Source organism: Nonomuraea cavernae, assembly GCF_014646355.1.
GTDB lineage: Bacteria > Actinomycetota > Actinomycetes > Streptosporangiales > Streptosporangiaceae > Nonomuraea > Nonomuraea cavernae.
This window is the reverse complement of the sequence record NZ_BMNH01000004.1, coordinates 186,763-201,021: the sequence shown is the minus strand read 5'-3', so window position 1 is coordinate 201,021 and position 14,259 is coordinate 186,763. Positions and strand designations below refer to the sequence as shown.

General features: G+C 69.9%; 8 protein-coding genes. 4 read left to right on the top strand and 4 right to left on the bottom strand.

Going from position 1 to position 14,259, the window contains the following annotated elements; genetic code table 11:
- Positions 1 to 74: 74 nt before the first annotated feature.
- Together rpoD and dnaG are read right to left on the bottom strand one after the other, a co-directional pair.
- On the bottom strand, positions 75 to 1,178 hold the full coding sequence (gene rpoD, locus IEY82_RS10160) for an RNA polymerase sigma factor RpoD (RefSeq protein WP_229697569.1): 1,104 nt from the start codon (positions 1,176 to 1,178) through the stop codon (positions 75 to 77).
- Positions 1,179 to 1,759: 581 nt separating this feature from the next.
- Positions 1,760 to 4,558: a DNA primase gene (gene dnaG, locus IEY82_RS10155; protein ID WP_189123777.1), complete on the bottom strand. Its 2,799-nt coding sequence runs from the start codon at positions 4,556 to 4,558 to the stop codon at positions 1,760 to 1,762.
- 178 nt (positions 4,559 to 4,736) lie between these two features.
- Here dnaG and IEY82_RS10150 point away from each other — a divergent pair, with 178 nt between their 5' ends.
- Positions 4,737 to 5,594 carry a M23 family metallopeptidase gene (locus tag IEY82_RS10150; protein ID WP_189123968.1) on the top strand — a complete coding sequence of 286 codons (858 nt, stop codon included), beginning with the start codon at positions 4,737 to 4,739 and terminating at the stop codon, positions 5,592 to 5,594.
- A 24-nt stretch (positions 5,595 to 5,618) separates the two neighbouring features.
- Here the strand turns inward: IEY82_RS10150 and IEY82_RS10145 are convergent, their stop codons facing one another.
- Both IEY82_RS10145 and ppdK read right to left on the bottom strand, forming a co-directional pair.
- On the bottom strand, positions 5,619 to 6,839 hold the full coding sequence (locus IEY82_RS10145; RefSeq protein WP_189123776.1) for a deoxyguanosinetriphosphate triphosphohydrolase: 1,221 nt from the start codon (positions 6,837 to 6,839) through the stop codon (positions 5,619 to 5,621).
- A gap of 168 nt (positions 6,840 to 7,007) precedes the next feature.
- Positions 7,008 to 9,680 (bottom strand): pyruvate, phosphate dikinase, encoded by a 2,673-nt coding sequence (gene ppdK, locus IEY82_RS10140; RefSeq protein WP_189123775.1) that lies wholly within the window; start codon positions 9,678 to 9,680, stop codon positions 7,008 to 7,010.
- A 224-nt stretch (positions 9,681 to 9,904) separates the two neighbouring features.
- On the opposite strand from ppdK, the gene IEY82_RS10135 reads away from it, so the two are divergent.
- The 3 genes from IEY82_RS10135 (at position 9,905) to IEY82_RS10125 (ending at position 14,256) form a co-directional block, all read left to right on the top strand.
- The gene (locus IEY82_RS10135) at positions 9,905 to 11,239 is read left to right on the top strand and encodes a cytochrome b (protein WP_189123774.1); all 1,335 of its coding nucleotides are present in this window, start codon (positions 9,905 to 9,907) and stop codon (positions 11,237 to 11,239) included.
- A 58-nt stretch (positions 11,240 to 11,297) separates the two neighbouring features.
- Positions 11,298 to 11,792 carry a hypothetical protein gene (locus IEY82_RS10130; protein ID WP_189123773.1) on the top strand — a complete coding sequence of 165 codons (495 nt, stop codon included), beginning with the start codon at positions 11,298 to 11,300 and terminating at the stop codon, positions 11,790 to 11,792.
- Positions 11,793 to 11,952: 160 nt separating this feature from the next.
- Positions 11,953 to 14,256: a xanthine dehydrogenase family protein molybdopterin-binding subunit gene (locus tag IEY82_RS10125; protein WP_225262656.1), complete on the top strand. Its 2,304-nt coding sequence runs from the start codon at positions 11,953 to 11,955 to the stop codon at positions 14,254 to 14,256.
- The last annotated feature ends 3 nt before the right edge of the window (positions 14,257 to 14,259 follow it).

Below are 14,259 nucleotides of genomic sequence, written 5' to 3'. Positions count from 1 at the left end.
GGCCGCCGCTCGGCGGGCTGGTGAAACGCATGGGCGTGCGGCGGGCCCGGGCCGCCGCACGCCGGCGTGGAAGCTCAGTCCAGGTAGTCGCGCAGCATCTGCGCCCGCGTCGGATGGCGGAGCTTGGCCAGCGTCTTCGACTCGATCTGCCTGATGCGCTCCCTGGTGACGCCGAACTCCCTGCCCACCTCCTCCAGCGTGCGGGGATGCCCGTCGGCCAGGCCGAAGCGGAGCTGGATGATGCGCTGCTCGCGATCCGACAGCGTGGCCAGGATGTCGTCGAGCTGGTCCTGGAGCATGATGAAGGCCGCCGCCTCCATGGGCACGACCGCGTCCGCGTCCTCGATGAAGTCGCCGAGGTCGGAGTCCTCCTCACCGATCGGCGACTGCAGAGACACGGGCTCCTGGGCGATGCGCTGGATCTCCACCACGCGATCGACCGGCAGGTCCATCTCCTTGGCGATCTCCTCGGGCACGGGCTCGCGACCGAGGTCCTGGTGCAGCTGGCGCTGGACTCTGACCAGCTTGTTGATCGTCTCCACCATGTGCACCGGGATCCGGATGGTGCGCGCCTGGTCGGCTATCGCCCGGGTGATCGCCTGCCGGATCCACCAGGTGGCGTAGGTGGAGAACTTGTAGCCCTTGGTGTAGTCGAACTTCTCGACCGCGCGGATGAGACCGAGGTTGCCCTCCTGGATGAGGTCCAGGAACAGCATGCCGCGGCCCACGTAGCGTTTGGCGATCGACACCACGAGCCGGAGGTTGGCCTCGATGAGGCGCTGCTTGGCCCGGGTCCCCTGCCAGACGAGCTCCCTGAACTCCGGGAAGGCCAGCCGCGCGATCCCGTTGGACAGCTTGTCCTCGGCGAACAGACCGGCCTCGATCGACTTGGCGAGCTCCACCTCCTCTTCGGCGGTCAGCAGCGGCACCCGCCCGATCTCCCGGAGGTAGATCCGGACCAGATCGCTGGTCGGCGCCCGCTTGCCTACATCTTCCTCATCGGCGCGGGTGGTCTCCTCGTCGCCCTGGGGCTCGAGGACCTCCACACCGTTCTCGGCGAGCATCCGCACGACGCGTTCCAGCGCGTCGGACGGCAGCTCGGATCGGTCAAGCGCGGCCGCGACGTCATCGACGGTGACGCTTCCGCGCTCCCTTCCCTTCGCGACGAGGTCCGCCACCTGATCTACGGAGGGCGGTCCACTTGGCAGCACCGATGCACCCACGGGAGACAGTCTGCAGGATTGGTTCCATAAAATGGCAGACCCATTTTTGTCACCGAAGGTAAGGCGGTGGCCATTACCGAATCGAGATCTATTAGAGGTTTAGCCGAAGTTTGATCAGGAAAGTAAAGTCAATTACGCGATCTGGTTTGCACGCGCCCGGCCACGAGCACGGCCGGACGCACTTCGCGGCCTGCCCGAATGGGCGTCTACCAGGGCTTCTGCCCCGCCTCTCGCGGCTCCCGGGCGGACCCGGCGAGGGCATTGAAAATAATTTTCCGGCACAACCACCCAGATATGCCACTTTGGCCTCGCAGCGTCGGTCGCGCCACACGGGGCCCTTCAGCGGTCTTCTGTACGGCCCGCGTTTCCCCCTAAGGTTGATCCTTACGCACGGCACGGCGAAGAGCCTCGCCTGAACCGTCGGGCGGGTTGATATGGCCGCCCGTATCCCCATCACGGACTCCGCTGCATCTCTGGATCGGTGCACGGAGTCCCGGCAACGGGCGGAGCGCCACAGCCGTGCCGGAGGGAGGAAATCAGCTGCCGGCGGCCCGGTCTCGCAGCACCCGGCGCTGCTGCTCCAGGGCGACCAGCTCACCGAAGAGCCGGTTGTACTCCTGCTGCTCGTCCACCGGGTTGAGCCGCTGGATGCGCGACTTGACCTGCGCGATGGCCCGGTCGATCGCGATGGCCTCGATCGCCGCCAGCATGGCCGCGCCGTAGCGCTCCTCGGTGTGGGAGTCGGCCTGGATCGCCTCCACGGCGAACCGCGTCACCAGCACTCGCGCCGCCTCGTCGAGCGCGTGCTCCAGCAGCCGGTCGACCCACTCCCTGCCGCCGTGGCCGGCCGCGGCCGTGCCGCCCGCCGCGGCGATCACCTGGTGCAGCGTCACGTGGTCGGGGGCGGTGAACGCCTGCGGGTCGAGCGCGTCGAACCGCGGCCCGAGCAGGGCCGGGCGTTGCACGGCCAGCTTGAGCAGCTCGGCCTCCACCCGCACGCCGGGATCGAGCGGCGCCGCCCGCCGCACCGGCTGGGGACGCCCGCGCTGGGCGCCGCCCACCTCGGCGATGCGCTGCATGACGAACCGCTCGTCCATGAACCCGAGCCACCGGTCGAGGTCGATGGCGTAGCGCTTGCGCAGGCCGACGTCCTTGATGGCGGCCACGATGGGCGCCGCCGCGTCGAGCGCCGCGATCTTGCCCTCGTTGCTGCGGAGGTCGTAGCGGGCGACGGTGTTGCGCAGCGCGAACTGGAACAGCGGCTCGCGGCTGGCGATGAGGTCGCGCACCGCCGCGTCGCCCTGCTTGACCCGCAGGTCGCAGGGATCGAGCCCGTCGGCCTGCACCGCCACGTAGGTCTGGGTGACGAACTTCTGCTCATCGGCGAACGCGCGCAGGGCGGCCTTCTGGCCGGCCGCGTCGCCGTCGAACGTGAAGATCACTTCGCCGCGGAACTCCGCCTGGTCGAGCAGGAAGCGCCGCAGGATCTTGATGTGCTCCTCGCCGAAGGAGGTGCCGCAGGTGGCCACGGCGGTCGGGACCCCGGCGAGGTGGCAGGCCATCACGTCGGTGTAGCCCTCGACGATCACCGCCTGGGCGCGCTTGGAGATCTCACGTTTGGCCAGGTCGATGCCGTAGAGCACCTGGCTCTTCTTGTAGAGCGGCGACTCGGGGGTGTTGAGGTATTTGGGCCCGTCGTCGGAGTCGAGCAGCTTGCGCGCCCCGAAGCCGATCACGTCGCCGGTGGCGTCGCGGATCGGCCAGATCAGCCGCCCGCGGAAGCGGTCGATCGGCCCCCGCCGGCCCTCCTTGACCAGCCCGCCCTTGATCAGCTCGTCGGCGGTGAACCCGCGCCCCATGAGGTGGCGGGCCAGCGCCTCCCACTCGGCGGGCGCGAAGCCGACCCCGAACGTCTCGGCGTCGGCCCGCTCGAACCCGCGCTCGGACAGGAAGCGCCGTCCCACGGCGGCGTCGGGGCCGAGCAACTTGGCGGCGTAGAACTCGGCGGCGGCCTTGTGCGCCTCGACCAGCCGGGCGCGCTCGCCGTGATCGCGCCGGGGGACGTAGCCGCCCTGTTCGTACTGGAGCTGGATGCCGGCCCGCTGGGCGAGCCGCTCGACGGCCTCGCCGAACCCGAGGTGCTCGATCTTCTCGACGAACGTGATCACGTCGCCGCCCTCGGAGCAGCCGAAGCAATTACCGGTCAGAAGGTTGTCTTCCAGCACGAAGGCATGACCATGATCGACTGTGGCGCAGAACACCTCCTCGAGACGTTCCGTTTCCTCGACAGACTTCACCACCCAGCCGCGTCTGGCATACGCCTTCGCCGCGCCCGTGAACCTCGTCCGATGCTCGTCCAGCAGGAAGGCGTCTTCCGTCAGATCGTCGTTGACGAAGTGAACGCGGTAAAGGGAGCTTGGCTCTCGACCGGCAAATCCGATGCGCACCTGCTCTGTGATGCCGTAAGTGCCGATCCCCAGCCGACTGCATACGGCACGGACGTACTCGAGCGTGGCTCTGTCCGCGCAGTGCAGCATGACGGTTCCGTCCTTGGCCACATGCCCGTCGGCGGCCAGGTATCCCGCGAGCCAGCCATAGAGGTAGGGGACCGACTCCTCGAGCGGGGGCAACTCCTTGAAGAAGCGAGGCAGATGATGAACCAGCAACTGCCTATTGCCTGAAGCGGCGGCCCGGGTCTCCGTCACATAACTCTGCGGGAACCACTTCAGCAACTGCGCGTCCTTGACGCTGTCCAACGTCGCGCGGCTACCGGTGCCGGCCCGGGTTCCGTCTCCGTAGATGATGCCGTGAGCAATGCCGAACGGGGAAGGAGTGGTCCGCTTGATCCGAGTTCCAGGGAACACCGTCACCAGACGTTGTCCTGGCTTCAGATCCTCGGTGGTGACCTCAGCGCGCTTGTCCTGCCTTCTGCCTGCCCTGATGAACCAGCGGTGTTCAGGAGTAGCGAAGACGTCCTTCGTCTGACCGTTGCGACTGATCGTCAGCCGCATGAGCCGCTGCACGCCGAAGGACTTGAACGGTGCGTCCACCCATGTGCCGTCGGCAGCCAGCACTCGGTGCACGCCGCCGGCCAGCTCGGCGATCGGCCGCACGCCGTTCCACGTGAGAACCCGGGTTTCCCCAGCCAGGCAGAAGTACATCCCCCGCTCGGGCGTGACGTTGAAGGACGGGCTCTTCTCGTCGTGGAACGGGCACAGCCCCTTGAGGTTGCCACCGCCGGCGTTGCGCAACTGGATGTGCTCGCCGATGACCTCGGCGATGGGCGATCGCTCGCGTACGAGCGCGATGTCGACGTCACGGATACGGCCAGCCACGCCGGTGAGTCTATTGCGGCCGGCCGACATTCCCAGCCTCCGGCCCGTCCGGCAGACAGCCCGACAGAGAGTCGGATATCACCTCAAGGACCGTAAAGCGGAAAACGTGTCCTCCCCGTTGCCCTCGTCGGCTACAAAGGTAAAGCTCGCGATGTATACGGTGACACGGGTGGAGATCATGCTTTCGGGGCAGATAGGACGATTGGCGGCCGTCGCGGGCGCCGTGTTGATGACCGGCGCCTGCGCCCAGGCTCCCGGGGTGGCCGGGATGAGCGCCCAGTCGCCCGAGTCGGCCCCGCCCACGCAGGCCACCCAGGCCGCCACCCCCGTGGTGACCGCGACGATCCCCAAGGCGGCCCCCTCGCGGCAGGCGCCCGTGGAGCCGCCCAAGGGCGACGCCCCGGTCAAGGTGCCGCCGCCCAAGCTGTCCAAGCACACCTACACCTTCCCCGTCCAGGGATGCCGGGTCAGCTACCAGCGCAGACTGCTCACGTTGCCCAAGACGACGATCTGGGCCGCCCGGGGGTGCGCCTTCGTGGCGCCCGTCAGCGGCGTGGTGGACGAGGTCAACACCAGGAACCGGTGGCTCCCCACGACCGACGTGGGCGCCCACCGCGAGGGCCGGTTCGTCACGATCATCGGCGACGACGGCGTCCGCTATCTCGGCGGCCACCTCGACGCGGTCGCCGACGGCATCCGGCCCGGCGTGCGGGTCGGCACCGGGCAACTGCTCGGCCGGGTCGGCTCGTCCGGCAACGCCCGCGACACCGCCACCAACCTGTACTTCGCGATCTCCTGGAAGACCGGCTCCTCCTCCTGGTGGGTCCGCCGGGGCATGGTCAACCCGTGGAGCTACCTCGACTCCTGGCTGTCGGGCAACCGGACGCTCTCCCCCAGGGAGGAGACGATGGCGCTGCGCGGCAGGCTGGGCGAGACGCCGCGCTGCACGGTCCAGTGCACGTCGAAGAAGGTGGTCAAGCCGACCAAGGAGCCCGAGGAGGAGACCCCCGACCCGATCACGGTCGATCCGACGTGAGCTCCTCCGGACGGCGGCGGCCGATCACCCGGAAAGCCGCCGGTGCCAGGTGACGGCCGACGTGTCGGTGAGGGAGGCGATCTGGTCGATGACCACGCGGACCCGGGCGGCGTCGTCGGGCGCGGCGAGGTAGTCGGGACGGAACGCCGGCTCCAGGGTGCGCGGCGCGCCGAGGGTGATCAGCGAGGCCAGCTCGGTGATGAGCTCGCGCTGCCGCGCCTGGTTGGCGTGGTGGTCGTCGGTGGTCATGACGTAGTGGGCGGTGATGCCCTTCAGCAGGGCGCACTCCAGCTGCGTGGTGCGCGGCACCACCAGGTCGGCGCGGTGCCGCGCGACGTCCGCGTCCTTGGTGGCGGTCTCGGCGGACCGGCAGAAGCGGCCGATGAGGCCGCTGGTGAGAGCCTTGAGCCCGGCCAGGTCGGCGAGGGTGGCGTCGAAGCGGCGCGGCCAGAGCGGTGAGGCGATCAGTCTGCTGAAGACCTCCTCCAGCTCGCCCAGGGCGGCGTCGGGGGCGTACCAGGAGGCGGTGAGCTCGCACACCTGCCTGCGCTCGATCGGCGACATCAGCGCGTCGGGGGTGACGTGGCCGGAGTGCAGCGCGTCCTCGAGATCGTGCACGGAGTAGGCCACGTCGTCGGCCCAGTCCATGATCTGGGCCTCGAAGCTCACCCTGCCGGGCGGCGCGCCCTCCCTGATCCACTCGAAGACCGGGAGGTCGTCGTCATAGACGCCGAACTTCGGCGACTTCTCGCAGGTCCAGGGGTATTTGATGGAGGCGTCGAGCGCGGCCCGGGTCAGGTTGAGGCCGGCGCTCCTGCCGCCCTCGGTCAGCACCTTGGCCTCCAGCCGGGTGAGCAGGCGCAGGCTCTGCGCGTTGCCCTCGAACCCGCCGCAGGTGCCGGCCAGCTCGTTGAGCGCGACCTCGCCGTTGTGCCCGAACGGCGGATGGCCGAGGTCGTGGGCCAGGCAGGCGGTCTCCACCAGGTCGGGGTCGACGCCGAGCGTGGCGCCCATCTCCCGGCCGACCTGGCCGCATTCGAGGGAGTGGGTCAGCCGGGTGCGCGGGATGTGCTGGCCGCCGCCGAGCGTCTCGACCGGGCCGACCACCTGGGTCTTGGCCGCCAGCCTGCGCAGCGCGGCACTGTGCACGATGCGGGCGCGATCGCGCTCGAACGCGCTGCGCTCGGGGTTGCCGGGTGCTTCGGGAACCCATCGTGCCTGGTCGTGCTCGTCGTAGCGGCCCATTAGTGCAGCGATTTTATCCACCTTTCGGTCTCCGCCAAGTCAGGTTCGCGAGAACCCCCTTCCCAGGGAGTCCTCCTCCATGACGGCGGTGTTCCATCTGGTGGTCGGCCGGCCGCATGGGCGTGTGCCGTACCCGCGGCGGGTACGGCACGCGCCCGGGTGAACCCGTCAGCGGCTGTCGGAGTCGTTCTCGCTGAGCGCCGCCCGGCCGGCCTCCAGGCGGGCGACCGGGATGCGGAACGGCGAGCAGGAGACGTAGTCGAGCCCGACGTCGTGGCAGAAGCGCACCGAGCCGGGGTCGCCGCCGTGCTCGCCGCAGATGCCGAGCTTGAGGTCGGGACGGGCGGCGCGGCCCTCCTCGGTGGCGAGCCTGACGAGGCGGCCGACGCCCTCCTGGTCGAGGGTCTCGAACGGGGAGACGCCGAAGATGCCGAGCTCCAGGTAGCGGGAGAAGAACGCGGCCTCGACGTCGTCGCGGGAGAAGGCCCACACCATCTGGGTCAGGTCGTTGGTGCCGAAGGAGAAGAACTCGGCCGCCTCGGCCACCTGGCCGGCGGTCAGCGCCGCCCTCGGGGTCTCGATCATGGTGCCGATCAGGGCGTCGACGCCGGTCTCGGCCAGGATCGCGGCGGCCTCCTCGCGGACGGCCTCCAGCTCCTGTACGGCGGCGATGAGCGGGATCATGATCTCGGGCCGGGCTCCGGGCACCTCCTTGGCGGCCTGGGCGATGGCCCGTACCTGCATGGCGAACAGACCGGGGATGACCAGCCCGAGGCGTACCCCGCGCAGGCCGAGCATGGGGTTCTGCTCGTGCAGTCTCTTGACGGCGGTCAGCAGCTCGCGGTCCTTGACGGAGACCTCGCCGTGGCCGGCGTCGGCCAGCGCGACCTTGACGGACAGGTCGGTGAGGTCGGGCAGGAACTCGTGGAGGGGCGGGTCGATGAGGCGCACCGTCACCGGCAGGTCCCCCATCGCCCGAAATATCCCGATGAAGTCGGCCTTCTGCAGCGGTTCGAGCGCGTCCAGCGCCGCCTGCCGCTCCTGCTCACCCGAGGCCAGCACCAGGTCCTCGACCAGTTGGCGGCGCTCGCCCAGGAACATGTGCTCGGTGCGGCACAGCCCGATGCCCTGCGCGCCGAAGCGGCGGGCCCTGGCCGAGTCCTCGGGCGTGTCGGCGTTGGCCCGCACGCCCAGCCGCCGGGTGGCGTCGGCGTGCCGCATGATCCGGTCGACGGCCCGCACCAGCTCGCCCTCGCGATCGCGGCCGTCCTCCTGGAGCACGCCGCCGCGCTCGAAGTACTCCACGACGGCGGAGTCCACGACGGGCACCTCGCCGAGGAAGATCTCTCCGGTGCTGCCGTCGATGGAGATGACGTCGCCCTCGGTGACCACCACGCCGCCCGGCGCGGTGAACCTCCGCTCGGAGGTGGACACGTCGAGCTCCTCGGCGCCGCAGACGCAGGTCTTGCCCATGCCGCGGGCGACCACGGCGGCGTGCGAGGTCTTGCCGCCGCGGCTGGTGAGGACGCCGCGAGCGGCGATCATGCCGGAGAGGTCGTCGGGGTTGGTCTCGCGGCGCACCAGGATGACCTCCTCGCCCTGGGCGGCCAGCTCGACGGCGCGCTCGGAGGAGAAGACCGCCTTGCCGACCGCCGCGCCGGGCGAGGCGTTCATGCCCTTGGCGATCTTCTTCTTCTCGGCGCCGGTGTCGAAGCGCGGGAACATCAGCTGGGCCAGCTGGTCGCCCGTGACCCGGGTGACGGCCTCGTCAAGGCTGATGAGCCCCTGGTCGACGAGCTGGGTGGCGATCCGGAAGGCGGCCGCGGCGGTGCGCTTGCCGACCCGGGTCTGCAGCATCCACAGCTTGCCGCGCTCGATGGTGAACTCGATGTCGCACAGGTCCCGGTAGTGGTTCTCGAGCTTCTCCATGATGGCCAGCAGCTCGTCGTAGCTGCTCTTGTCGAGGCGCTCCAGGTCCTGCAGCGGGATCGTGTTGCGGATGCCCGCGACCACGTCCTCGCCCTGCGCGTTCTGCAGGTAGTCGCCATAGATGCCCTGGTGGCCGGAGCCGGGGTCGCGGGTGAAGGCGACGCCGGTGCCCGAGTCGTTGCCGCAGTTGCCGAAGACCATGGCGACGATGTTGACGGCGGTGCCGAGGTCGGCGGGGATGCGCTCCTGGCGGCGGTAGAGGATGGCGCGCGGGGCGTTCCAGGAGTCGAAGACCGCCATGACGGCCTGGCGCATCTGCTCACGGGGGTCGGCGGGGAAGTCGTGGCCGGTCTGCTCGCGGACGATGCCCTTGAAGGTCTCGACCAGCGCCTGCAGCTCGGCGGCCGCCAGGTCGGTGTCCTGGCGGTCGCCCTTGAGGGTGTCGAGCGCGTGCTCGAAGTGGTCGCCGTCGATGCCGAGCACGGTCTTGCCGAACATCTGGATGAGCCTGCGGTAGGAGTCCCAGGCGAAGCGGTCGTTGCCTCCGGCCTGCTTGACCAGGCCGTGCACGGACTCGTCGTTGAGCCCGATGTTGAGCACGGTCTCCATCATGCCGGGCATCGAGAACTTCGCGCCCGAGCGAACACTGACGAGCAGCGGGTCGTCGGCCTGGCCGAGCGTGCGCCCCATCTGCCGCTCCAGGGCGGCGAGATGCTCCTCGACCTCCTGCTCGAAGCCGTCGGGGACCGTGCCCTGCGTGAGGTAGTGCCGGCAGGCCTCGGTGGTGATCGTGAACCCGGGCGGGACGGGCAGCCCAAGGTTGGTCATCTCGGCGAGGTTGGCTCCCTTGCCGCCGAGCAGATCCTTGAGATGCCTGTTGCCCTCGGTGAAATCGTAAACGAACTTGGCCACCACAGCTCCAATCAACGCCTCTGATCGGACTCTACCGGTGACTTTGATGACGAAACTGCACTCATCGGTTAAGTCATCGTTTCCGCAGGTAAACGGCCATAGACCGGTCTAATCCAATTGATACTCGCATGCCTGGCGAAGTGGTTTATACCAATTGGTTTACACCAATTCTTGAGAAACCCTAAGGACCGGTGCACAATCGGGGCACCCCCACAGGAGGCGCCGTGGCCACTCCGACGAAGCCCAAGCGCCGCGTCCGCCTGTCCGCCGGCTCCACGCGGGCGGCGCGGGGTGGCGCGCTCTACCTGGACGACCGCCTCGGCCTGGGCCGCTGGCTCCGGCCCAACCTGCGCAAGCTCTTCCCGAGCCACTGGTCGTTCCTGCTGGGCGAACTGGCGCTCTACTCGTTCGTCCTGATCGTGCTGACCGGCACCTTCCTGACGTTCTTCTACCAGCCCGACCCCGACCTGGCGTTCGCCTCGGTGCGGGAGATCAGCCTGGACGTGCGCGGCGGCCTGCTGGTGCGGCAGTTACACCACTGGGGGGCGACGGTGTTCGTGCTGTCGATCGTGGCCCACCTGTTCCGCGTCTTCTTCACCGGCGCCTTCCGCAAGCCGCGCGAGCTGACCTGGACGCTGGGCGTGCTGCTGTTCGGGCTGGTGCTGTTCGAGTCGTTCCTGGGCGTCTCGCTCACCGCCGACCAACTGGCGTTCACCGGGCTGCGCGAGGCGCAGGGGCTGCTGCTGTCCATCCCGCTGGCCGGCACCTACCTGTCGCGGTTCCTCTTCGACGGCACGTTCCCCGGCGAGGTCGTGCCGCGGCTGTTCGTCACGCACGTGCTGCTGGTCCCCGGGATCCTGCTGGCCGTGGTGCCGCTGCACGGGCTGATCCTGACCTGGCGGCAGAAGCACACCGAGCGCCGCCTCGCCGGCTCCGACGAGTCGAAGGTGACGGGCGGCCCCTTCTTCCCCTACTTCGCGGTCAAGAACGGCGCCACCGCCCTGTTCACCATGGCGGCGATCGCGCTGCTCGCCACGTTCGTCCGGGTCAACCCGGTCTGGGAGCACGGCGCCTACCAGCCGGGCAGGCCGCCGCCGTCGGCCCAGCCGTTCTGGTACTTCGGCGTGCTCGACGGCGGCCTGCGGCTGACCCCTCCGTGGGAGATCACGGTGGGCGGGTACGTGCTGCAGGTAGGGCTCTGGATCCCGATGCTCGTGCTGGCGGCGTTCTTCCTGGTGCTGCTCTGCTATCCGTTCATAGACCGCCGGCTGACCGGTGACCGCCGCTCCCACCACCTGCTGGACCGCCCCTCCCAGGCGCCGGTCCGCACCGCCGCGGGCGTCGCGGTCATCACGTTCTTCACGGTGGTCTGGGCGGCGACGTGGGTCTCGGAGATCCCGCCCGATCCGGCCGCGCCGTCGCCGCTGCTCGCCGCCCCGCACGACACCTACCTGGCCATCGTGTACGGCCTGCGCGCCGCGGTGTTCCTGCTGCCCCCGATCGCCTACGCCGTCACCCTGGCGCACTGCCGCCGCCGGGCCGCGCGCCGCCCGGTGTGACCCTTTGCCACCTTTTCCGCGACCGGACGGTGATCGGGAACTGCGATTCTCGGTCTTCATGCCCCTGCGCGCACGCCATCGCCTGACCGTTCTCACGGTCTGTCTTCTCTGGACGGCTCCGGCATGCTCCACCGGCACCTCGACCACCCGGGCCCCGGCCGTGCACGACACCCCGAGCAGCGCGGCCGAGAATCCGGGGCCGGGCCCCACCCCGGAGACGTCGCGTCACCACGCGACCTACCTGCGTCCCGGTGACTGCCTGCTCGACCTCCCCCAAGACCTCGTCGCGACGCTCGTGCCGTGCGGGCACCCGCACGCGGCCGAGTACGCCTCGATCTTCGTGCTGCCCGAGGGCCCCTGGCCCGGCGAGGAGGAGGCGAGGCGGCAGGCCCTGGCCTGGTGCGCCCCGAGACTGCGGATCAAGGCGTCGATGCGCGAGACGGTCGAGGCCGGCGTGCTCCTGCCTCTGGAGCACGAGTGGCCGGGCGCGCGGACGGCGTACTGCCTGGCGGTTCCCCGCGAGGGCGAGCTGGTCGGCCGGGTGCTGGAGTAGGAACACGGTCCTTACCGTGCCGGTCCGGCGGTTGTCAATTCCAGGGTCCACCCGCGAGATGGCCCGGAGGTCTTGCCGGGGAGGCCCAGCACGGACAAGATAAGTGGCCATACTCCTAACGACGCCTGCTTTTTGGCAGCCACGGAGGTGGCCCGTGACGATGATCGGCTCGGCTGTACCGCGCAAGGAGGACGCCGCGCTGCTGACCGGACGCGGCACGTTCGTGGACGACATCCATCGTCCCGGACTGCTCCACATGGTCTACGTGCACAGCGGTGAGGCCCACGCGCTCATCACCCAGATCGACACCGAAGCCGCCCGGGCCCTGCCGGGCGTGGTCGGGGTGTGGACCGCGAGGGACTTCGCCGAACTCCCGGCCAGGCCGTCCGTACCCGGCCTGGAACGCGGCTACCTGGCCGGCGACAAGGTCCACTACGTGGGCGAGCCGGTGGCCGTGGTGGTCGCGACCGACCGCTACCTCGCCGCGGACGCGGCGCGGGCCGTGCGGGTGGAGTACGAGCCGCTGCCGGTGATGGCGACGGTGGCCGACGCCCTCGCGCCGGACGCCGTCCCGATCTTCGCGCCGCTGGAGAGCAACCTCGCCCTGGAGCAGCAGGTGACGCCGCACGACGTGGCGGACGAGCTGGACGCCTCGCCGCACCGCCTGCGCGCCCGCCTGGTCAACCAGCGCTGCGCCGGCGCGCCCCTCGAACCGTACGGGGTGCTGGCCGACTGGACCGGGGCCGGTCCCACCATCTGGGCCACGGTGCAGGCTCCGCACCGGGTGCGGGCGGAGATCGCCGAGCGGTTCGGGCTCGCCAGGCACCTCGTCCGGGTCATCGCGCCCGACGTCGGCGGCGCCTTCGGGGTGAAGTCGTCGTTCATGCCGGAGTTGTTCCTCGCACCCGAGCTGTCGCGCAGGCTCGGCCGGCCGGTCAAGTTCGTCGAGACGCGCGGCGAGCACATGGTGCACACCTACCACGGCCGTGACCAGATCCAGGAGGTCGAGGTCGGGTTCGACGACGAGGGCACGATCCTCGCCCTGGACGTGACGCTCACCGTCAACACGGGCGGCGTGCCCGACCCGGTGGGCATCGCGCTCGCCACGCTCACCTCGTACATGCTCGGCGGCTGCTACCGGATCCCGAAGATCGCGGCACGGTTCAGAAGCGTCGTTACAAACACAACGCCTACTGCCTCCTACCGGGGTGCGGGACGGCCCGAGGCGAGCTTCCTGATCGAGCGGGTCGTCGACCTCGTCGCCCGCCGGCTCGGCAAGGACCCGGCCGACGTCAGGCGGGTGAACCTCGTCCAGCCGGGCGAGATGCCCTACCAGACGCCCTTCGAGGGCATCGTGTACGACGAGGCCGACTACCCGGCCGCCCTGGACCTGCTGCTCGACCGGCTGGACTACGCCGGTCTGCGCGAGGAGCAGGAGCGGCGGCGCGCCGACCCCGGCGCCAAGCTGCTCGGCGTCGGGCTGTCCACGTTCGTGGAGATGGGCGGGTTCGGGCCCACGCCGCTGTTCGAGCAGTTCGGCTACATCGGCGGCTGGGAGTCGGCGAACGTCCGGCTGCAGCCGGACGGCTCGGCGATCATCCTGGTCGGCACCGCGCCGCACGGGCAGGGGCACCAGACCGCCCTGGCCCAGATCGCGGCCGACGAGCTGGGGGTGCCCTTCGAGGCCATCAGCGTGCTCTACGGCGACACTGCGGTCGTGCAGGAGGGCATCGGCACGATGGGCAGCCGGGGCATGCCGGTCGCGGGCAACGCCGTACGGCAGGCCGCGGCGGACGTGGCGGCCAAGGCCAGGCTGATCGCGGCGCACATGCTGGAGGCCGAGGGCGACGACCTGGTGCGGGTCGAGGCGGGCTTCCAGGTCAAGGGCGTCCCCACGGCGGAGGTGAGCCTGGCCGCCGTGGCCGAGCGCTCCTTCAAGCCGCACCTGCTCCCCGCCGGCACCGGGCTCGGCCTGGAGTGCACCTCGTACTACGAGCCGTCCAACCTGAGCTACCCGAGCGGCGCGCACGGCTGCGTGGTGGAGATCGACCGCGAGACCGGGCACGTGCACGTCCTGCGCTACGTGTGCGTCGACGACTGCGGGACCGTCATCAACCCGATGACGGCGCGCGGGCAGATCCACGGCGGGGTGGCGCAGGGCATCGCCCAGGCCCTGTACGAGAAGGTCTCCTTCGACGCCGACGGCCGGCCGCTCAACGCCTCGCTGGAGGACTACATGCTGCCGGGCATGCTCGACCTGCCCGGTTACGAGACCCACCACATCGAGACCAAGTCCAGCTTCAACCCGCTCGGCGCCAAGGGGCTCGGCGAGGCGGGTGCCACGGCCGCGCCACAGGCCGTGGTGAACGCCATCGTGGACGCGCTCGCCCACCTCGGCGTGCGCGACGTGGAAATGCCCTGCACGCCGGAACGAGTCTGGAAGGCCATGCACCATGCGAGTTGAGAT

Bases quoted from the DNA above. Each gene is read 5' to 3' on its own strand.
- IEY82_RS10150 (WP_189123968.1), top strand. From the start codon at position 4,737: ATGCTTTCGGGGCAGATAGGACGATTGGCGGCCGTCGCGGGCGCCGTG.
- IEY82_RS10145 (WP_189123776.1), bottom strand. From the start codon at position 6,839: ATGGGCCGCTACGACGAGCACGACCAGGCACGATGGGTTCCCGAAGCA.
- IEY82_RS10130 (WP_189123773.1), top strand. From the start codon at position 11,298: ATGCCCCTGCGCGCACGCCATCGCCTGACCGTTCTCACGGTCTGTCTT.
- IEY82_RS10125 (WP_225262656.1), top strand. From the start codon at position 11,953: ATGATCGGCTCGGCTGTACCGCGCAAGGAGGACGCCGCGCTGCTGACC.